The sequence below is a fragment of the Acidobacteriota bacterium genome (assembly GCA_030949985.1).
GTDB lineage: Bacteria > Acidobacteriota > Polarisedimenticolia > J045 > J045 > JALTMS01.
This window is the reverse complement of record JAUZRX010000010.1, coordinates 203,566-223,387: the sequence shown is the minus strand read 5'-3', so window position 1 is coordinate 223,387 and position 19,822 is coordinate 203,566. Positions and strand designations below refer to the sequence as shown.

16 protein-coding genes and 1 tRNA gene are annotated in these 19,822 nt (G+C 70.9%); 8 read left to right on the top strand and 9 right to left on the bottom strand.

Annotated elements, in window-relative coordinates:
* Positions 1-159: 159 nt before the first annotated feature.
* The 3 genes from Q9Q40_02300 to Q9Q40_02290 all read left to right on the top strand — a co-directional run bounded on the left by Q9Q40_02300 (position 160) and on the right by Q9Q40_02290 (position 5,165).
* The gene (locus Q9Q40_02300; protein ID MDQ7006042.1) at positions 160-2,190 is read left to right on the top strand and encodes a hypothetical protein; all 2,031 of its coding nucleotides are present in this window, start codon (positions 160-162) and stop codon (positions 2,188-2,190) included.
* Positions 2,191-2,283: 93 nt separating this feature from the next.
* Positions 2,284-4,152 carry a 2-oxoacid:acceptor oxidoreductase subunit alpha gene (locus Q9Q40_02295; GenBank protein MDQ7006041.1) on the top strand — a complete coding sequence of 623 codons (1,869 nt, stop codon included), beginning with the start codon at positions 2,284-2,286 and terminating at the stop codon, positions 4,150-4,152.
* The gene (locus Q9Q40_02290; protein MDQ7006040.1) at positions 4,149-5,165 is read left to right on the top strand and encodes a 2-oxoacid:ferredoxin oxidoreductase subunit beta; all 1,017 of its coding nucleotides are present in this window, start codon (positions 4,149-4,151) and stop codon (positions 5,163-5,165) included. Before Q9Q40_02295 ends, Q9Q40_02290 begins: the two co-directional genes overlap by 4 nt.
* Positions 5,166-5,210: 45 nt before the next feature.
* Here Q9Q40_02290 and Q9Q40_02285 read toward each other — a convergent pair whose 3' ends face one another.
* The gene (locus tag Q9Q40_02285) at positions 5,211-6,554 is read right to left on the bottom strand and encodes an alkaline phosphatase family protein (GenBank protein ID MDQ7006039.1); all 1,344 of its coding nucleotides are present in this window, start codon (positions 6,552-6,554) and stop codon (positions 5,211-5,213) included.
* A complete protein-coding gene (locus Q9Q40_02280; GenBank protein MDQ7006038.1) occupies positions 6,551-7,195 on the bottom strand; it encodes a cyclase family protein in 645 nt (214 codons plus the stop codon). Before Q9Q40_02280 ends, Q9Q40_02285 begins: the two co-directional genes overlap by 4 nt.
* Before the next feature lie 145 nt (positions 7,196-7,340).
* Between Q9Q40_02280 and Q9Q40_02275 the strand changes: the two genes are divergently transcribed.
* The 4 genes from Q9Q40_02275 (at position 7,341) to Q9Q40_02260 (ending at position 10,326) form a co-directional block, all read left to right on the top strand.
* Positions 7,341-7,895, top strand: coding sequence for a hypothetical protein (locus Q9Q40_02275; GenBank protein MDQ7006037.1), 555 nt, complete (start codon positions 7,341-7,343; stop codon positions 7,893-7,895).
* Between the two features lie 53 nt (positions 7,896-7,948).
* Entirely contained in the window at positions 7,949-9,367 is a 1,419-nt protein-coding gene (locus Q9Q40_02270; GenBank protein MDQ7006036.1) for a sigma-54 dependent transcriptional regulator, read from the top strand.
* 300 nt (positions 9,368-9,667) lie between these two features.
* Complete coding sequence (locus tag Q9Q40_02265) at positions 9,668-10,018, top strand: hypothetical protein (GenBank protein ID MDQ7006035.1); 351 nt, start codon at positions 9,668-9,670, stop codon at positions 10,016-10,018.
* Positions 10,019-10,059: 41 nt separating this feature from the next.
* Positions 10,060-10,326, top strand: a complete 267-nt coding sequence (locus tag Q9Q40_02260) for a hypothetical protein (protein MDQ7006034.1) — start codon at positions 10,060-10,062, stop codon at positions 10,324-10,326.
* Positions 10,327-10,369: 43 nt separating this feature from the next.
* On the opposite strand, the gene Q9Q40_02255 is transcribed toward Q9Q40_02260, so the two are convergent.
* Both Q9Q40_02255 and Q9Q40_02250 read right to left on the bottom strand, forming a co-directional pair.
* Positions 10,370-11,419, bottom strand: a complete 1,050-nt coding sequence (locus Q9Q40_02255) for a CPBP family intramembrane metalloprotease (GenBank protein MDQ7006033.1) — start codon at positions 11,417-11,419, stop codon at positions 10,370-10,372.
* An 83-nt stretch (positions 11,420-11,502) separates the two neighbouring features.
* Positions 11,503-11,602: transfer RNA gene (locus tag Q9Q40_02250), tRNA-Sec, on the bottom strand.
* Positions 11,603-11,760: 158 nt separating this feature from the next.
* On the opposite strand from Q9Q40_02250, the gene Q9Q40_02245 reads away from it, so the two are divergent.
* Entirely contained in the window at positions 11,761-12,429 is a 669-nt protein-coding gene (locus tag Q9Q40_02245) for an RNA-binding protein (protein MDQ7006032.1), read from the top strand.
* Positions 12,430-12,439: 10 nt separating this feature from the next.
* On the opposite strand, the gene Q9Q40_02240 is transcribed toward Q9Q40_02245, so the two are convergent.
* From Q9Q40_02240 to Q9Q40_02220, 5 genes are all read right to left on the bottom strand, one after another.
* On the bottom strand, positions 12,440-14,407 hold the full coding sequence (locus tag Q9Q40_02240; protein ID MDQ7006031.1) for a tetratricopeptide repeat protein: 1,968 nt from the start codon (positions 14,405-14,407) through the stop codon (positions 12,440-12,442).
* Between the two features lie 164 nt (positions 14,408-14,571).
* Entirely contained in the window at positions 14,572-15,012 is a 441-nt protein-coding gene (locus Q9Q40_02235) for a hypothetical protein (GenBank protein ID MDQ7006030.1), read from the bottom strand.
* Between the two features lie 167 nt (positions 15,013-15,179).
* Positions 15,180-16,193, bottom strand: coding sequence for a MoxR family ATPase (locus Q9Q40_02230; protein ID MDQ7006029.1), 1,014 nt, complete (start codon positions 16,191-16,193; stop codon positions 15,180-15,182).
* Positions 16,194-16,250: 57 nt separating this feature from the next.
* On the bottom strand, positions 16,251-18,452 hold the full coding sequence (locus Q9Q40_02225) for a transglutaminase family protein (GenBank protein ID MDQ7006028.1): 2,202 nt from the start codon (positions 18,450-18,452) through the stop codon (positions 16,251-16,253).
* On the bottom strand, positions 18,449-19,768 hold the full coding sequence (locus Q9Q40_02220) for a DUF58 domain-containing protein (GenBank protein MDQ7006027.1): 1,320 nt from the start codon (positions 19,766-19,768) through the stop codon (positions 18,449-18,451). The genes Q9Q40_02225 and Q9Q40_02220 overlap by 4 nt, the downstream gene beginning before the upstream one ends.
* Positions 19,769-19,822: the final 54 nt, after the last annotated feature.

Genomic DNA, 19,822 nt, shown 5'->3' with positions numbered 1-19,822 from the left:
CAGCCTCGGCTGCGAGGTCCACGGACAACCTCTCCGAAAGTATGGACCCCAACGCTGCGCCGGCCAAATCGCCGTGGGAGCCGCTCCCGATCCGGCCGGAGCGGGAGGGGGGCGAAAGATCGCTGCCGTGCCGGCTCCCAGCGCTTACAATCCCTGACCATGCGTACGCGACCTCTCGTCCCCAGCCGATTCTTTCCCTTCCGCCCGTGGTTGTCGGCCGTCGCGCTGATGGTCGGAAGCATCCTTTCCGCGCTGGGCGCCGCCGGGCCCATGCGGGTCATGCCTGCGGAGGGTGGAGAGATGGCGGCGGTGGTGCTCTGGCCCGCGGAGGGGGCTGCACAGGCGCCGGCCTACCTCGCGGCGCGGGCCCTGGTCGAGGGCACCGGCCGGGAAGACGAAACTCCCCTGACGCTGGCCCTGCCGGGATACGTGGCGGTGGGCTACCGCCTGCCGTCGGGGCGGGTTCAGCGCCTGGCCGCGTTGCTCCGGCCCCTGCTCAGACCCCGGCTCCCCTCCCGGAAAGCCATGGACAGCGCCCGCCGGACCCTCGAGACCCGCGCCCGGGCCGCGCGTGGGGAGCCGGGCGGCCAGGCCCGGCGGATGGCCCTGCTGGCCCTGCTGGGCTCCGGCGCGGCGGCCGAGAGCCTGGAAGCCCAGCCGGGGCTGTGGGCCGAGATCGCCACCGACGAAGTGAAGCGGATGCTCGACGAGTTCTCCCTCCGGCCGCTGCCGGTGCTCTTCGCCGGGCCGCCGGCCGGGGCCCCCCGCCTGGCGGCGGAACTCGAGACCCGGGTGGAGCGGGATTTCGCGTCCTTGCGCTTCGAACTTCCGGAGGTGCCGGCGACGGTCCAGCGCCTGCGGGTGCAGGACCTCGAGGCTCCCGCCGGCACCCTGGCCCTGGTTCACGGTCTGCGTTTCGATCGCCGGGTGGCCGAGCGCCATGGCGCAGCCCTGGAACTGCTCGCCGAGTCCCTGGCCGAGGGTGAAGGTTCCCTTGCCCAGCGCCTGAGAGTCGCCCTCGGCCCGGAAGCCGTGGCTTCTGTGGAAGTGGTCGCGGCGGCCGACGGCGGCGGTGTCCTGTTGCTCGGTGCCGAGGTGCGGCCCGGGCAGGGGGCGGCCGCCTGGAAAGTGCTGATGGCGGCCTTGGACTCGGCTGCCCGGCAATCATTCCGTCGGGATGCCGTGTTGCGCGCTCGGCGACGGTTGGACGGGGCGGCGGACCGCCGGCGCTCGGAGCCGGAGCGCTTGCTGGTCGACGAGTTGCTGACGGCTTCCGCCTGGCGCTGGCCCCCGGCGGACCGATGGAAGAGGCCCATGGATTCGAGCCGGCTCAAGCCGGTCGCCGCCGATCTGCTGGCCAGCGCCGCCCGGGTGGCGGTGGAGGCCGGCGCTCCGGCGGCTGTTTCCGTGGAACTGGCGGGTTTCCCCGAGCCGCGGCTCGTCGCTCCTCTCGATCACTGCGGCCGGGACCTGCCGCGCCCCTGCCGGGTGAAGGAGGAGCAGAGGCGGGAGCGTGCCCGGCAACGGGCGCTGGAACTCCTGCGGGCGCTGGGTGGCGACGGGGCACGGCCGGTTCCCGTGGCCTACGTGGCCCGCTACTCCGTCGAGGAGATGACGCCGGCGGGACCCGTGATCTCCGAGATGCAGGTGGAGGCGGGCCCCGAGCGGGCCCGGGCGAGCTGGCGCGCGGGGGAGCGGAAGCTGGAGATCGACTCGTCCCCGGGGAGCGATCGGCTGGTCACGGGTGAGCAGCAGGAGTCCGAAGTCGGCGCGGTGGGGCTCGACCAGCTCGAGCAATGGGCGTTTCGCGAGCCGGCGGTCCTGGCCGGGGCGGTGGTCTCCGGGCTGCTTCCCGCGGAGGTGCCGGAGGGCGAGGTCGCAGGCGCCGCGCCCCGTCCTTTTCTGCGGGTCGAACTGGCCCAGGGGTCGGTGATCGAAGTCGTGGTGCAGGAGGGCGGCACGCGGCCGGAGGCCCTGCGGGTCTGGTGGCCGGGTCGTGCCGCGGACGCCGAGCCCGACGAGGAACTCGTTTTCGAGAGCTGGCGCCGGGCCGGGGGGCTCGACGTGGCGAGCCGGATCATCGTGCGGGGGCGCTTGGGGCGCCGGCAATACACCCTGCGGGAGTGGTCCTGGTCACGGCCCCTGCCGCGGGTGGGGGAATTGCCCGAAAACCGTTTGGACATAGAATGAGCCCAGCGAAGACGAAAACCACCTGGTGGTCGAGTTAGGCGTATCCGGCGGCGGGACGGTAACCCCGCCCGCTCCCACGAAGGCGCATCTTCCATGACTTCAACGAGCCCCTCCGAAGGTGGTACGCGGCGGCAGCAGGTCGAGGCGGTCATCGTTCGCCTGGCCGGAGACTCCGGCGACGGCATCCAGCTCACCGGCAGCCGTATGAGCGAGACCTCCGCCCTGGCGGGCAACGATGTGGCGACCCTTCCCGACTATCCGGCCGAGATTCGCGCCCCTGCGGGCACCCTGCCCGGTGTCTCCGGCTTCCAGCTTCAGTTCGCCTCCAAGTCGGTGCTGACCCCCGGTGACGAAGCCGACGTGCTGGTGGCCTTCAATCCGGCGGCCTTGCGGATGCATCTCTCGGGCCTCAAGAAGGGGGGCATCCTGATCGTCAACTCGGATGCCTTCGATGGAAACAACCTGCGCAAGGCGGGCTACCAGAGCTCGCCTCTGGAAGGGCACGAGCTGGAAGGTTACCGGGTCTATCCCGTGGGGATCACCAGCATCACCCGGCAGGCCCTGGCAGAGACGGAATTGAGCGTGCGGGAGCGGGATCGCTGCAAGAACTTCTTCGCCCTGGGCATGCTCTACTGGCTCTACAGCCGGCCACTCGGGCCCACCCTGGAATGGTTGCGCCGCAAGTTCGCATCCAGTCCATCGCTGGCGGAGGCCAACGAGAAGGTGTTGCGAGCCGGCTACAACTACGCCGAGACCGCCCGCATTTTCCAGACCGTCTACGAGGTGGCCCACGCGCCGCTGCCGGCAGGGCTCTACCGCAACCTGGACGGCAACGAGGCCATCGCCCTGGCGCTGGCCTCGGTGGCGCACCAATCCGGCTTGCAGGTTTTCCTGGGCAGCTATCCCATCACTCCGGCATCCACCGTGCTGCACCGCGCCGGGCGCCTCAAGGCCCACGGCGTGGTCACCTTCCAGGCCGAGGACGAGATGGCCGCCGTGGGGGCGGCCCTGGGCGCTTCCTTCGCCGGGGCGTTGGGGGTGACCAGCACCAGCGGGCCGGGGCTGGCGCTCAAGGGCGAGATGCTGGGCCTGGCGGTGATGATGGAATTGCCGTTGTTGGTGATCTGCGTCCAGCGGGGTGGGCCTTCCACCGGGCTGCCCACCAAGACCGAGCAGGCGGACCTGGACATCGCTCTCCACGGCCGCCACGGCGAGTCGCCCCTGCCGGTGCTTGCCGCGGCTTCTCCGGGAGACTGTTTCCACATGGTCTTCGAGGCCGCCCGGTTGGCGATTCGCCACATGACGCCGGTCATTCTGCTCTCCGACGGCTACATCGCCAACGGGGCCGAGCCTTTCCGTGTGCCGGCGCCGGAGGATCTACCACCGATTCCGGTCGCCTTCCACAGCGATCCCGAGAGCTTTCGGGGGACCTACGTGCGGGACGCGCGGACGGGGGCCCGGCCGTGGGTGCGTCCGGGTACGCCGGGGCTCGAGCACCGGGTGGGGGGGCTCGAGAAGGACGAGCAGGGGGCGGTCTCCTACGACCCCCGGAATCACGAGCGGATGGTGGCGGCGCGGGCGGCCAAGGTCGCCGCGGTGGCGGAGGATCTTCCGCCGGCGACCTTCGAGGAGGGTGAGGCCGGTGGCGATCTGCTGATCGTCGGTTGGGGCTCGACCTGGGGTGCGATCACCCAGGCCACCCGGGAACTGCGTCGAGAGGGTCGGAACGTGGCCTCCGTGCACTTGCGTTACCTGCACCCTCTGCCCCGGGGGCTGGAGGCGATCCTGCGAGAGTATTCGGGGCGGATCCTGTTGCCCGAGCTGAATCGCGGGCAACTCAGAGACGTGCTGACGGCGCGCTACAACGTGGCCATCGAGGGGTTGCAGAAGATCCAGGGCCAGCCCTTCCGCGTCGCGGAGATCAAGGACCGGGCTCGGAGCCTGCTGGAGGAAAAGCGATGAGCACGCCCGAAGTTCCCGGCTATACGAAGAAGGATTTCAGTTCGGGGCTCGAGGTGCGCTGGTGCCCGGGCTGCGGTGACTACGCGATCCTCAACGCGGTACAGACCGCTTTCGCGGCCATGGGCGTGCCCCGGGAGAACTTCGTCATCGTCTCGGGAATCGGCTGTTCGAGCCGTTTTCCCTACTACATGGAAACCTACGGGATCCACGGTGTACACGGCCGGGCTCCGACCCTGGCCACGGGCATCAAGCTCGCCCGGCCGGAGCTGGATGTCTGGGTCGTCACCGGCGACGGTGACGGCCTGGCCATCGGCGGCAACCACCTGATGCACGCCCTGCGGCGCAACGTGGGACTGAAGATCCTGATGTTCAACAACCGGATCTACGGTCTGACGAAAGGACAGTACTCGCCCACTTCAGAGCAGGGGAAGGTCACCGCGTCGACGCCGCTGGGCTCGATCGATCCGCCCTTTGAGCCGCTTTCGCTGGTCCTGGGCGCCGGGGCGACCTTCGTGGCGCGGACGGCGGACCGTTTCAAGGGGCACTTGCAGGAGATGATCCATCGCGCTGCCCGTCACCGGGGCGCGGCCTTCATCGAGATCCTGCAGAATTGCAACATCTTCAATGACGGTGCCTGGAGCCAGGTGACCGGCAAGCAGGAGCGCGTCGACAACGTGGTCTACCTCGAGCAGGGCAAGCCCCTGCGCTTCGGCGAGGACGGGTGCAAGGCGCTGATTCTCGAGGAGTGCGGCCGGCCCAAGGTGGTGGATTGGAACGATGGCGCCGATCCGCGCCTGATCGTCCACGACGAGACCCTGGCCAGTCCCTCCCTGGCTTTCCTGCTCTCCCACCTGGCGCCGCCGGAGTTCCCGTTGCCCCTCGGCGTGCTGCGGGACGTCTCCGCGCCCGCTTTCGAGGATCTGCACCACGAGCAGATTCGCCGCGCCGAGCAGAGCGACTCCCGCGACCTGGCCGCGCTGCTGGCCGGTCCGTCGACCTGGACCGTCGAGTAGTCGGTCGGGGGCCTCCGTGCCCGTCGGGCGGCAGGGGTCGTGGGCCTACTGCACGTACCCGAGACTGCGGAGCTGGTCGAGCATCTGCTCGTCGACGGGAGAGGGTCGGGGAGTCCGGTCGGCGGGACGGGGCGCGAGGGCCTGGTAGGTCGCGACGGGGGCCGGGAGACGATCGACAAGCCGGGGATCGAGGGCCTGCGCGAGGACGCGGCCGGGCATGTCGCGGGCCGCCGGCCGACCGAGCAGGGCCAGGATCGTGGGGGCCAGGTCGACCAGCCGGGCGTCTTCGACGACGGCCGGCCGCCGCACACCGCGACCGTAGAGGGCGAGGACTCCACGGAGCCGGTGGCGGCCGGAATACTCCCGGTTGCGGCGCGAGTCCTTCTTGCGGGCCGCCCGAAACCCGTGATCCGAGCAGACGATCAGGGTCGTCCGGGAGTCCAGGTCGCGGAGGATGCGCTGCAGGTAGCGATCGACGAACGCGTAGTAGCGGGCGATGACCTTGCCGTAGCGTTCGCGCTCGACGTCGGACGCTCCCTGGAGGGACGGATCCATGAAGCGCCAGAAGCGGTGGGAAACCGCGTCCACGCCGCCGAAGTAGACCGTGGCGAAAGCGGTGCGCTCCTTGGCGCGCAGGTGATCGAAAATGCCGGCATAAGTCCTGTCCGCCGCATGGGCGAAGCGCAGGCTGTGGAGCAGGTCCGCCTCGAGGGCTCCGGGGGCGGGCGGTGGCCGGGAGATGAAGGACCGCATCTCTTCTTCACCCACGTCGGCCATGTCGACGCGCAGGGGGAGGACCTCCGTCAGCAGGGAGGGCGGGAAAACCTGCGCCGGGACGTCCTCCCAGACGGTTCCCTTGAGGGGATTGGCGGTCCTGGCGTGGTCACCTTCGCCGCGGGTGACGGCCATCGGCGAGTAGTTGGTGACCAGGTAGCCCTCGATGGGAGTGGCCGGCCAGGTGGCCAGATGGCCGACCACCGTCGAGCGCAGGCCGGCGGCACCGAGAATCTCCCACAGTGTCGGTGCGCGGCGCATGTTGGAGGTTACGAGTTGCGGATCGCCCCGTTCGTCTTCGAGGGTCCATCCGGGAATGCCGTGATGGGCGGGCAGACGCCCGGTGAGGATCGTGGTCCACAGTGCCGGGGAGTTGTAGCCGGCTAACGATCGCAGGTCACCGGTGGCTCCTTCCTCGAGAAGCTGTCGGAAGGCCGGCAGATCGCCGGCCGCAGCCAGCGGTCGGATCAGCTCCCACTCCGCCCCGTCGATGCCGACGAGCAGCACCCGGGGCGGCGGAGCCGGGCTGGAAACAGTTCGGGTGCAGCCGGGGCCGGCCAGGGTGGCGGCCATCAGCAGCGCGGCCGGGACCAGGGGCCGGGTGACCGGCTTCATGCCCCTGCCCCCCGCCGGGTGCCGTGCTGCTCTCGCAGCACCGCCCGAACGGGCGACGCTTCGAACCCCACCAGGTGCAGGGGGAGAGCGATCAGCTCGTACAAGCCCGGTTCCACGCCGCCGAGCGCCAGGTTTTCGAGGATGCGCAGGTTGCGGCGCAGGCAGGTCTTGTGGGTCGGCAGATCCGGGGCGTCGAAGAGATCCACGCTGGGCGTGTCGATGCCGATCAGGCGCACGCCCCGGTCGGCCAGGCTCTCGGCCAGGCGGGGATCGATGGCCGCGAAATCCTCGGTGAAGACTTCCGGGTCCGGGCGGGTCCCGGTGGCGAAGAGCACGCGCTCGGCGGTGATCGCGACCGGCAGATCCTCCTGGCGGATCGCGGTGCCGCCGCCGACCTCCACCCGCACCACCTGGCACGGTCCGATGAAGTCTTCCAGGTCGAGTTGCTCGATGCTGGGGGCGCCGGCGCCGAAATGGCTGGGGGCGTCGGCGTGGGCTCCCGCATGTACCGTGCAGCGCAGCGCCGAGAGGTTCAGCGCATCGCCGTCACGCATATCCATGCTGACCTCCCGGTGAACGGCCACGTCACCGGGCCATACCGCCAGCGCGGGGGAGAGGGGTGGGGAAATGTCGTGGACCATGGCATGTCTTCCTTTCCTCAGGGAGCCCGATTATGGAACGAAAAGCCCGGGCGGCCCTTCCTGCCGCGGTTGACGATCGGCGCGGGGAATTCGTAAACTGCCGCGGTGGGTCGACAGCGGGGGAACAGTGGAGGGGAGTGCGCGAATGAACTGTGACGGGAAGATCGGCGTCGTGCCGGAGAGGGGGGTCTCCGTCGAGGTCCTGGCAAGTCTGCTGCATCTGCTGGACCGGCCGGCTCTGCTGATCGATGACGCGGGGCGGATGTTGGCCCGCAACGGCGCGGCGCAGGGGCTGGGCGAGCCGGGAAGCGACGTTCTGGCCCTGTTCGAGGCGCGGTGCCGGCAGGGCTGGTCCGATTGGATGGCTGCCGATCCGGGCAAGCGCCCTCCCGGACCGGCCTTCGCGGGCGGCCCGGGAGGGACGGCCCGGATCGAGGTCTTCGAGAAACGTGGCGGGGGGCGCGTCGCGCTGGTGGTGGCGGAGGCCGTGACCGGCGAAGATGCCATCGTCAACCTGCGCCATGACCTGGCCGGTCCGGTGACCGCGATTCTCGGTTCGGCGGAGTGGCTCCTGATGCGGGGATTCGATCTTCCTCGAGAGGTGCGTGACTGTCTGGGGCAAATCCTGGAGAATTGCGGGAGGATCTCCGAGATCCTGGCGCGGAGCGGTCCCGCCTCCCGAGCGGGCGGGTCGCGTTAGGGCCGCGCCACCACCCGCCTTCCTCCCATCCAGCTCGTGACGAGGACGAGCCCTTGACCTCGATAACGCGTACCGGCCGGGTGCTGGTGGTGGACGACGAGATGGCCGTGCGACAGATGGCGGCGGCCATGTTGCGTTCCGCGGGGCACCATGTGGCGGAGGCGGGATCGGTGCACGAGGCCGCGGCCAGGCTGCGCACCGCGAGCTGGGACCTGCTGCTGACCGACTACCTCCTCGGCGACGGCGCCACCGGCCTCGATTTGCTGGACCTGGTGCAGGCCGAAGCCCTGCCCTGCGAGGTGATCATCATGACCGGCCAGGGAGGGGTGGCGGACGCCGTGGAGGCCATTCGCCGGGGAGCCTACAACTTCATCACCAAACCCCTCGAACGGCAGCGTCTGCTGATCGACGTCAGCCGGGCTCTCGAAAAGCGTGGGCTCGAGGAAGACCTGCGTCGCTTGAGCGAAGGGCCCGCCGAGGGTTTCGGCCGCCTGATGGGCCAGAGTCCCGAGATGCAAGGCCTGTTTGCCGCCTTGCGCCGCGCGGCCGGCTGCGAGAGCAACGTGCTGCTGCTCGGCGAGTCGGGAACCGGCAAGGAGGTGGCGGCCCGGGAGATTCACCTGCACTCCCGGCGGCGGGAGGCGCCCTTCGTTCCCGTGCACTGCGGGGCCCTGGCCCCGGAGCTGCTGGAAAGCGAACTCTTCGGGCATCAGCGTGGAGCCTTCACCGGTGCGACCGGCCGGCGCAAGGGGCTGTTCCTCTCCGCCCAGGGGGGCACCCTCTTTCTCGACGAAATCGCCACCGCCCCGGCCCGGGTGCAGATCGGCCTGCTGCGAGCGATCCAGGAAAGGTGCATCCGGCCGGTGGGCGGTGATGCGGACATCAGTGTGGATGTCCGCATCATCGCCGCGACCAACGCGGATCTGGACCGGGAGATGGACGGCGGCGGTTTTCGCCAGGACCTCTACTACCGCCTGGCGACCCTGGTGATCCGCATGCCTCCGCTGCGGGAGCGACAAACCGACATTCCCCTGTTGGCGCGGTTTTTCCTCGAACGCTTTTCCCGCAGGGAGGGCCGCGACCTGGTCCTTTCCCCCGCGGCTCTCGAGCGCCTGATGACCCACCGTTGGCCGGGCAACGTGCGCGAGCTCGAGCACCTGCTCGAAAGCGCGATGGTCCGGGCCGAGGGTGAGGTGATCGGCGAAGACGACCTGGATTTGCCCTCTACGGTGGAAGGCGGCGACCGGCTGCCCACCCTGGCCGAGGTGGAGCGGGCCCATATCGCCAGGGTGCTGGAGGTTTGCGGGGGGAACAAGAAGCGTGCCGCCCGGATTCTCGGTTTGCCCCGGGCGACTCTCTACCGCCGCATCGAACGCTACGGCCTGGCTCCGCTTCCCGCGACCCGGCCGACCCGTCCCGCCGGGCCGGTGGCCTCCCCGCGTCCGCGATCGAAGGATATCCACCCTTCCTGAGGCCGGGTGTCCGGATACGGACACGCCCTTCTTTCCGTAATCCCTTTGATTCCAATTGGTTGGATCCCCGGCCCACAGGGGGTGTCAATATTTGACACCCCCTTCCGGCCCAAGGCGACCTGATTCGGACACCCCAGTCGGAGTCCTCGCGCTCCCGCTCCGGGGAGATTCCGCGCAAAGTCCCGAAAGTTCGCGGCTTTGCTGCCGAAGAGTGGGGCAGACAAGCACTCGGGGGGGGCTGGCACGAGGGTTGCTCTACGGGCTGGCGTGGAAGCGCCGGAGAAACCGGGAGAGCACTTGATGACCCAAGGAAGAGGGAAGATGAAGTCCGAAACCCAGACCACAGCCAGGATCACGACCCGCGGGGAGCAGAGCCACCACCAGCTTCGACCTGTCGACGGTTTCGTCGTCGGCGGAGATGCGGCGTGGGATTCGGGGCAGAACCTCTGGCTCCTTCTTTCCCGTCCCGGTGAGCGTTTGATCGATTTCTTCCTCGAAGACGACGAAGAGGACGGTGTGCGGGATCCTGTGCCCTGCGCCTGTGCGGGGATCCTGCCCGACGGCACCGTGATGATCGGTGAGGTCGACTGGGAGATCGATCGCTTCCTCTCGGAAATGCTCGATGAGCAGGAGGCCTCCCGGGCCGGCTGAGCAGCCGCTCCGAGAGCCAGAGAAAAAGGAGTCCAGGGGAAATGAAGACCGTCCAGTGCGAAGACCCTCTTGGCAGCACCACCGAAGAAAACAGCAGCGTCGAGTGTCTGCCCCGGCGCTGCCGCGCGGCCACCCGGGAAGACCTCGAGCGTCTCGAGGCGGGTGTCTCGGCTCAGGTACTGATCGCCTCCACCGACGAGAGCGTCGCCCCGGTGTCGATTCGTTACATGGGGCGCACGATCCACGCCCAGCCGCTCGACACGCGCCGCTTCATCCAGGAAATGGCCGCCCACATCTGCTTCAACTGACCCGCCGGCCCGCGCCCGGGCGTCCGCGGTCGCACCCCGTTCGTCAGGCGAAGCCCCGGCGGCGGTGGCGGAGCACGACCCCGGCGAAGACGACCGCCAGCAGCAGCGCCACCAGCGTGCCGGCCGGAAGCAGGGGCTGGCCCTCCGGTCCGAGGGGCAGGGGCCAGAGTCCCGCCACGAGCAGGTTGATCTGCACGTGCAGGGCGATCACCAGGTAGAGATTCCGTGAGACTTCGAGCAGGGTGCCCAGGGTCGCCGAGAGCACCAGGACAAAAAGCAGGGGCCGCAGGTTGCCGGCCGGCGTCATGCCGGGATCGTAATGCTCGACGGCGAATCCCGTACTCACGGTGAGGATCGCCAGCAGCCGGGGCATGCGCCCTTCCCCCATGCCGGTCTCGGCCAGCAGGCGGACCAATCCGGTTTGAATCAATCCCCGGTAGAAAAATTCCTCCGCCGCTCCCCGCACGGCCTGGCTGACGCCCACGGCGAGTCCCACCGCCAGGGGCAGGCCCCGGTAGGGGGGCGACCAGGCGCCGGTGGCCAGGACCAGCGCCCAGGCCGCCGTGGCGGTGATGGCAAAGCCGGCCCCGGCCAGCAGCACGGCCCTCCGCAGCCGGTTCCACTCGAGGGTGCGGGCCAGCCGGTGGCGGCTTTGCCGCAGCACCCAGGTCCCTGCCAGGGCGACGCCCATCAAGGCCAGGGCGGTCCAGCCCCGGTAGGCCGCGTCGGCCAGCCGGGGATCGCTCAGGCGGGAGTCGATCCAGTTCCAGGCCGAGGCCAGCAGATCGATCGAGACCCACTTTTCAGCCAGCACCACCGTCAGGAGCGGAATCGCCACCTCGGCCCGCAGCCCCGTGGGGCGGGCCGCCTCGCCCAGCAGGTCCCGTCCGTCACGCCGCTGGAGGAGGTGCAGGGCCAGCAGGGCGAAGGTGCCCAGGGCCAGGATGTCGCCGAACGCGCCGGGGAACAGGCGGGGGGTCTGGTCGTGGAACGAACGGAGCACGCCCGAGGTGGTGACGGCCGCCATCAGCACGGCGGCGTAGAGCGCCTGCGTACCGGGGCGAAGCCGGGCGATGGGGGCCAGGGCGCTCACCTCGTCAATCTCGCCCCCGCCCGGGGGCGAATCAACCGGGCGGGAAAGGCCGGCGGCCCTTGGACGGCCCCGGTGGGGGCGTTTGGCGGAAGCGTGTGGGAATCGAACCCACCCTCCGATGGCGCGACCACCGGAGCGGACGGCTTTGAAGGCCGCGGAGGTCACCAGACCCCTCTCGCTTCCCCCGGTTCCGGGACAGGATAGCATCCGTCCCCGGGTCGTCCGGCGGAAGGATCTCCACAAAGGGCCTTTACCGCCGGTCCCGCTTGGGGTTTAATGCTCCAGACCACTCCGGGCCAATGGTGGCCGGGCGTGCATTCTGGGATCGAGTCCCCTCAGTCATGGCAACGCGTCTTTACGTCGGCAACCTCCCTTTTTCCACGACCAACGAGGAACTGCGTGAACTGTTCTCCTCTTACGGAACAGTCACGGATGTTCACGTCGTCACCGACCGGGAAACCGGCCGTCCCCGCGGATTCGCCTTCGTTTCCCTGGAAACGCCGGAAATGGCGCAGGCCGCGGTGGAAGGCATGAACGAGCGTCGGATCGGTGGACGGCCTCTGGTGGTCAACCAGGCTCGCGAGAGAGGTGAGGCGCCGCCGCGTCGCCCCTCCGGTGGTCCCAGCGGTCCTCCACGGCCCCCTTCCCGGCCTCGCCCCGCGGCCCCCCCGCCAGCCTCGGCGGTACCCCTGGCCCCGGGTGAGGAGGGGGCCAAGGAGATCCGTCGCCGGCCCAAGAAGCGCAAGGGCAAGGCGGCCGAGGGGCGGGGTGAACGCGCCGCCCAGTCGCGGCACCAACTCCTCGAAGAGCGCGAGGTCTCGAGGGGCACCGGCGGCAACTGGCGCCAGTGGCTCGACGACGACGAGGCTGATCTCACCGACATCAAGGCTCCCTGGGAAGAGATCGAACTCGAAGAGGAAGAGACCTCCGGGACCGATGCCGCGGAGGAGGCCGTCGCCCCCGACGACGCTTCCGAAGTCGATTCCGCCGACGAGCCCACCCGGGAATGAGCCGCTGCGGCTAGCTGCCCGGGTCCAGGATCTCCCCGAGGGTCCCCGGGTCCAGCTCCCGGTGCAGGTCTCCCGATGCGGCGAGGCTGTCGAGGCTGCTCTGGCTGAGATCGATCCGAGGTGCGAAGGCGGTCTCGAGCAGCGCTGACGCGCGCCGCCGGTCGGTGTCGGACAGCCGACCCGGATCGAGCCACGACTCCCAGGGCGGCGGGGGGCGCCGGGGCGGGTCCACGGCCCTGGCAGCCGTGGGGCCGGGGTCGGTGGCGCAGGCCAGGGCGCTTCCTTCCAGGCTCTCCAGGCATAAGCGCCGGCCGTCGTCGGTTACCCTCCAGCGGGCCCGGGGGTCGAATGTGAAGCGTTCGGTGGCCGCGGCCAGGCGCGCGGCCCGGGAGGGTGTTTCCGGGCGCAGGGGCAGCGTCTGGCCCAGTCGTCGAAGCATGCCGGGATCCACGGCGAGGACCTCGTCGTAGAGGGCGGCGGCCTGGTCGAGTCGGCCTGCGTGCCAGGCCGCGTCGGCCATCCGGGCGGCCAGGCGCAGGCGAGTCAGTCGCTCGGCCCGTGGGAGTTGTCGCCGGGCTTCGGTGCCGGCGGTCAGGCAGGCCGTCCACCGCCCGCTCAGCCACAGCGCCTCGGTCTCGAGGGCCCGCAAGAAGCCATCGCGGATCTCCCGGGGCAGGAGGTCTTCTCCGGCGGGGCCCTCGGCGAGCAGGGCCCGTACCAGGCCCAGGGTGGGGCCGGGGCCCATCAGGGCCACACCGTCGAGGACCAGCCAGCCCGACGCCGAGAGTTCGGGGCGGGACAGGTCCGCGGCCGTCTCTCCGGGGCGCAAACCTCCCCTGGCCAGCAGCGGGAGCAGGCGCCGACCGACCCGCCAGGCCCGCACCCGGAGCATCATCGCCGCCAGGGCCGGGCGCCAGGCGCGGCCGAGGGGTTCGAGGGAGGCACGCTCGTCGAGATGTTCGGCCAGGGTCAGCAGCGTCGCCCGCAGGGCCAGCGCTCCCTCGCTGTTGACCTCCTCCGCCGATCCCGACCAGTGGGAGTCTCGGTCCGGCCGGTCGAGGGCCTCCTCGAGCAGGGGCAGGGCCCGTTCGGGGTGACCGGCGAGGAGCAGGAGCAAACCGCTGACGGTCACTTCCTCGGCCCGCGAATACTGTTTTTGGCGGGGGGGCAGGCGCCGGCCGTACTCGGTCATCTTCTTGGCCATGCCGAGGGCCTCGGCCAGCCGTCCCTCGGCCAGGTAGAGGGCGGCGAGATCCCGCCAGGGGTTGATGTCGGGATCCGGGTGGGTGGTGGCCTCGAGCAGGAGTCGTTCGGCCTGGTCGTAGCGGCCGAAGGTGGCGGCGGCCACGGCCAGGTTGCGCAGGGCGACGGCCGGTGGCAGTTGGGCCTTCTCGACGGCCTCGAGCATCTGGCGACAAGCCTCGTAGCCATCGAGGGCGCACAGGCCGTTGCGGGCGATGACCTCCTCGATCTCGTCTCCCGTGCCCAACGCCAGGGCGGCGGCCCGACGGGCTTCGTCGATGCGGCCCAGCTTCATCAGGGGCCAGATGTCCACACTGTAGAAGTCGTGCTCATAGAGCCGGCGCAGCCGGGCGGTCAATGCGAGCAACTCTTCGTAGTGCCCCAGATCGGAGAGCACCAGCAGCTTGGCGAGCAGGATCCGGTGATGCCAGGACTCCTGGCCGGGCAGGGGATCACCCGATTCGTCCTGGAGCAACTCCTCGGCCCGGCGGTAGTGGTTGAGAGCCAGAGGCATGTTGCCTTCGCCCTCGTGGAGCGCCGCCCCGAGGACGAAATGGGCCACCGGGTCACCCTCGTTCTTCGCCAGCAGCTGTTCGGCCAGGTGTCGCGCCCGTACGAAACGACCGCTATCGAGGGCCTCGAGCGCCTGCCTTTCTTGCGCATCGGCCGGAGCCCTGTCCTCCGCCCGGGCCAGGCCGCCGGTGAGCAGGAGCAAGATCATCAATACGACGCGCATCACGAGGACAAGCATAGCCCCGGTCCGCGGCGGCTTCCCCCCCGGACCCGAAGGCCGGGCACGGCGTGCGCCGGCAGGCGAACGAGAAAAGAGCCCCGCCACCGGGACTCGCGCGGGGCGCGAAGGTGGCGGGGCGGCAGCGTGCGGAACGGAAGAGGAGAGTGTCAGCGTCGGGCGAGCGCCTGTCCTTCGGGCAGGGTGAGAGGACGGTAGTCGGGCACGGTGGCCACGCCGGCGCTCAGGGCGGCGACCGCCACGGGATGCGGGCTGGTGTCCGGGCGACCGGCGTTCCAGGCGGCCAGGTGGAAGAAGCCACGCTCATCCCGCTGGAACACCACATCGGCACGGCCTGAACCCACACGGCGCTCGAAAGGCCGGTGGTAGATCAGGGCCACCCGGCGGCCGTCGATCTCGACCGCCAGCAACTGGCCGCTGGCACCCACCGTCTGCACCACCACGGTCCCGCCGGGGTAGAGCTGGTCACCGATCACCACGGGGCTGTCCACGTGGGCCGTGTACGTGTCCGCCAGGGTGACGGCGCCGGCGCCGGTCAGCAGGGCGAGTGTGACGAGAGTGGTGGTCCAGGTCCGCGCCTTGATCGTCATTTCGTATGTCCTCCTGCCCCCCCTGGGAGCAAGGGCGGTGCCAGGGGAAATCCCGGAAGAGGACGAACGGGGGTGTGCCGGAAAGAACGCCGGGCCCCGCCGCGGCGCGGGCCGGGGGCGCGGCGCGTCCGGTCACTTGTGGACAGGCTGTCCGATAACAGGCGCGATCAGCGGCGCAGCGTGGCCGCGGTGGCCCGCTCGAGGGGATCTTCGAGGGCGTCGAGGATCACCGCGCGGGCGTCGCCCGCGCCCGGCGCCAGCGCCAGGCGGTGGGCGAAGAGGGGCTCGGCCAGGGCCTCGATGTCCTCGGTGGAGACGAAATCGCGGCCGGTGAGCAGGGCCCGGGCCTGGAGGGCGGGGATCGCCTGGACCAGCGCCCGGGTGGAAAGGCCCTGGGCGACGCGGGCGTCGGCCCGCACTTCCACGGCCAGGTCCACCAGGCACTCCCGCAGGGCCGCGGCCACTTCCACCTGGCTTTCGAGGGCGTCCCGGGCGGCCACCAGGTCGTCCCGCGCTACCGGGGGCAGGCCGGCGGGCTGGTGGTGCAGGTGCCGGCGGAAGCTGGAGAGGATCTCCAGTTCCGCATCCCGGTCGATGGGGGTCATGCGGATCTTGAACAGGAAGCGGTCGAGCTGGGGGGCGGGCAGGGGGAAGGTACCGGCCAGCCCCAGCGGGTTCTGGGTGGCGATCACCATGAACAGGTCATCGAGCCGGTGCGTGACGTTGTCCACGGTGACTTGCCGTTCGGCCATCGCTTCGAGGAGGGCGGCCTGGACCTTGGGAGAGGTGCGATTGATCTCGTCGGCCAGCAGGATGTGAGAGAAGACAGGACCGGGCAGGAACTCGAAGGCGCCCCGGTCCGGGTCGAAGACCGACACGCCCGTGATGTCCGAAGGCAGCAGGTCCGGCGTGAACTGAATCCTGCGGAAGGGGGCGATGGGGCCCGCTTCCCCGCCGGGAGCGATGGACTCGCCCAGGGCCCGGGCCAGGAGGGTCTTGCCCGAGCCGGGGAAGTCTTCGAGCAGCACGTGGCCCCCGGCGAGCAGGGCGACGAGCACCAGGTCGATCACGTCGTCGCGGCCCACCAGCGCCGCGCGCAGGTGGGCCCGGACGCCTTCCGCAATCGCCTGGGCCGCGTCGAGGGTCATGGTCTCGGTGGACTGGGGCGGGATTTCACTCACGGGTTCGCTCCCCGGGGCCTCTGGCCCCATGGCTCTGTGGTCCTCATCGTCGGTTCTTCATCGCGTCCGGGTCCAAAGCCACGGCCGCAGCCAGCCCAGTCGTCGGCGCCAACCGGCCCGGGCCGCGATGTCCCGGGCCACCGCCCGGGCCAGGTTCCGGCCCTCACCCGGTCTCAGGGTGTGGCTGCCGAAGCTCGCCGCCAGGTGGCGCCGGATCAGGGTCGGCAGGGTAGGGGCCGCCGAGGCGGTGCGTCGGGCGAAGGACTCCCAGCTTTCTCCCTCCCGGCGCAGGTGGCCGGCCTCGGCCAGGCGGTCGAGGCTGGCCCGCAGGGCGAGGCGACCGCGGTGGTCCGCGGAAACCAGCCAGGGTGCCACCCGTCGCCAGAGCTTGACCGGGAAGCCCGCCGCCCAGATCACCACGGCCAGCAGGCCCGTCCAGCGCAGCCACTGACGCCAGCCCGGCCAGATGCGCCCCGCCGGCTCACCGCCCGTGGGGGTCGGCGGGCGCGCCAGTTCCCCGAGCAGGCGCTGGAGATCCAGGTCCGTGGGGGGCACCGGCGGATCCAGGCTCTCCGGAGAGGGATCGATGGGCACCCATCCCACGGGGTCGAGGTAGATCTCCGCCCAGGCATGGGCGGAACTGGCCCGGATCAGCAGCGCCGATCCTCCCGCCCGGTCCTCGGAGGGACAGGCATAGCCCGCGGCCACCCGGGCCGGCAAGCCCAGCGCGCGCAGCATCAGCGCCCCGGCGTGGGCCAGGTGGACGCAGTAGCCGATGCGGTCGCCGAAGAGGTAGGAGGCGGTGGGATCCGGGGCTCCGGCGTGATGGGAGCGCAGGGAATAGCGGGTGTGGGTCTCCAGCCAGGAGCCCACCGCCAGGGCCTGGGCCCAGGGATCCTGGCGCCAGCGGGGGGACAGGCGTGCGACCGCCTGGCGGGCCACGTCCAGGTAGCGGGGATCTTCCGGGGCCCGGGTATAGACCTGCCACTGGCGCGGGCTCCACTCGGCGGACCCCGCCGTTCGGCCCAGCAGATCCTCCCCCTTGCCCACCAGGACCTGGGAGACGGAGCGGAAGGCCGAGACGAAGAGAGCGGGATCCGCCACGACCATCGGCTCGATCCGTGCGCCATCGGCCAGTACCGGGGGGTAGAGCTGGTCGTGGAGCAGGGAGACCGTGCAGGCCAGCTCGGAGCGGAACCGGTGGCCGGGAGGGCGCCGGGGCGTCAGGGGCGCGCTCCGGGGAAAGCCGGGGAAGAGGTCCGTGTCGATTCCCCGCTCGAAGCTCCGCACCAGCCGCCGGCCGTTCCATGAAGAAAACGCCACTTGCCGGAAATAGAACACCCCCCAGGCGGGTTCCAGGTCGTCCTCCAGGATTGCCACGCCGACCGGGAAATCCGGCTGGTCCGTCGAATAGTCGTCCCGGAAGGGGACCAGTTGGTTGTTCGGCGCGCCGCCCTTCCTCCCCCCCCGGGAGCCGAGGCCCAGGGGGTCGGGGCGCTGCTTCTTCTTTTTCGCTCCCCTTCCGCCGTGGTCCTCCCGCTGGATCACGTCGGTGTCCTCGGGGTGGCCTTCGAGGCGCAGGGGATCGGGCGTATCGAAGTGGAACAGGGGCAGCGAGGGTATGAGCGCCACCAGCAGGGTCAGCAGCGCGACGACCAGGGCGGCCTGCAACAGGGGCCAGCGGGCCCGTCCCACCCGGTACAGGCCGAGGGCGGCCAGCACCGCGGCGCCGGCGCCGCCCAGGGCGAGAAGCAGCCCCGGGTGCAGGCCGTGGGTCCAGGCCGCGTCGGAAATCAGCCGCGGGCGATGGATCGCCCCGCCCCGGTGAGGTGCGAGGTAGGTCGCCACCGCCAGCACCAGGCCGGCCGCGGGAAGCACGCGCAGCCAGCGCACCCGGCGGGCGAGGAAGGCGAGCAGGACGGCCCCCACCAGGCTCAGCCCCCCCAGCAGCAGGGCGTCCCGCGCCAGCAGCAGGCGTTCGGGCCAGGTGCTCCCCATCCCGCCGCCGAGGAGGGCCACCAGGTGGGCCAGGCCGAACACGACACCGATGGCCGGTGGGGTGGCGGCCGGTACGACCCAGGTGCGCAGGGGACGCAGGGCCAGGCTCTGGCCCACCAGCGCTCCGGCGAAGGCCGCTGTCGCCGCGGTCGCCACGGACGACAGCGGCGCGGCGCCGATCCAGGTCGGAATCGCCGCCAGGGCCAGCACCGCGGCCAGGGGCAGCGCCTCCCGCAGGTGGCCGCTGGTCGTCCGGCTCATGCGGTGCGTCCCAGGGTGGCGTGCCCGCCGCTGAGGGCGAGGAGTTCTCCCGAGCGGCGATCCGCGGCGACGCAGGAGGCGCCCGTGCCGGCCAGCCGCCGGGCCATGGCCAGCCAGGACGGGCGGGGAAGACCGGCAGGCGGGTCCGGGAGCAGCATCCAGCGTTGCCAACGGGTCCGGGGCGGCGGATCGGGCGCCACGTCCGCGGCGACGAAGACGAAAAAGCGGCCGGGGTCGGCCTCCAGGTGGCGGATGACAGGTCGGGTCCAACCGCCCTCGAGGGCGGGGCAGACCAGAACGACCGGATCGTCGCTTCCGATCAGGGGATGGCCGAGGGCTGCCGCCAAATCGACGCCGCCCCGGTTGCGATGGGCGGCGGAAAGAGCGACGGCTTCGATGGCCGCGGCGCGATCTTCCACCGGGGTGGGCCGGCCGTCGGCGGCGAAGCGGACGCCTGCGCCGAAAAGTCCGCTTTCGATGATCAGGCGCATCAGGGCCGCGGCGGGATTGTCGCCGTCTCCCGCCACGAGGTAGATCAGCGGCTGGCGTTCCGGGCTGCGGGCCGTCTCCGGCGCCCGGACCAACAGTTCCCGGCTGCGGGCGTAGACCTTCCAGAGGATCAGCCGCGCCGGGTCGGAGCGGGTGTAGCTGCGGGCGTCGACCAGGTCCCCGCGGGCGGGGCCCCAGGGGTGGGAGAGGAGGTCGCCGCTGGCGAGGCTGCTTTCCAGTCGGGCGGCGTCGAAGCCGCCCAGGTCCGGCAGCACCCGCCAGGGCCCGTCACTGTCGGCGCGGCCCTTCAACCGCCACAGGCCGAAGAGGTCCTCGACCCGGTATTCCCGCCGGAGTCCCTCTCCCCGGCCCCGGTCGGCGGGCCGGGCGTATTCGCGCAGGGTCCGCCGGCCCTTGTGAATTTTCACGTCGGCCGGGGGGCGATGGAGTGTCCACTCCGGCTCCGCGGCCAGCCACCAGCGTCGGCGGGGCAGTTCCAGCCCGGTGGCCAGGGCCCGTCCCTCGATCCCTTCCAGGTTCCCGGGAGTCTCGGCCAGGCTGCGCGCGAGGGTTCGCGCGAAGAGCACGCGGACGGCCAGTGTGGCCAGGCCCACGACGCCCATCAGCAGCAACCCGAAGGTGCCCGCCAGGGTCAGCACCAGGTCCATTTCCCGCCGTCCCCAGGTCAGGGCCGCGGTGGCGAGCAGGACGAGTACGAGGCCCGTCGGCGTCAGCGGCCAGAAGCGCAGCCAGGCAGCGGCGAGCGACCGGAGCCGCGGGGCTCCGCTGCGGGATGGGACTGTCGACGGGGGAAGAAAGGCGTCCACGTTGGTTTCGAATATAGCAGTCCCCCGGGCCGCCGGCTCTGGCCCCTTCGGGGG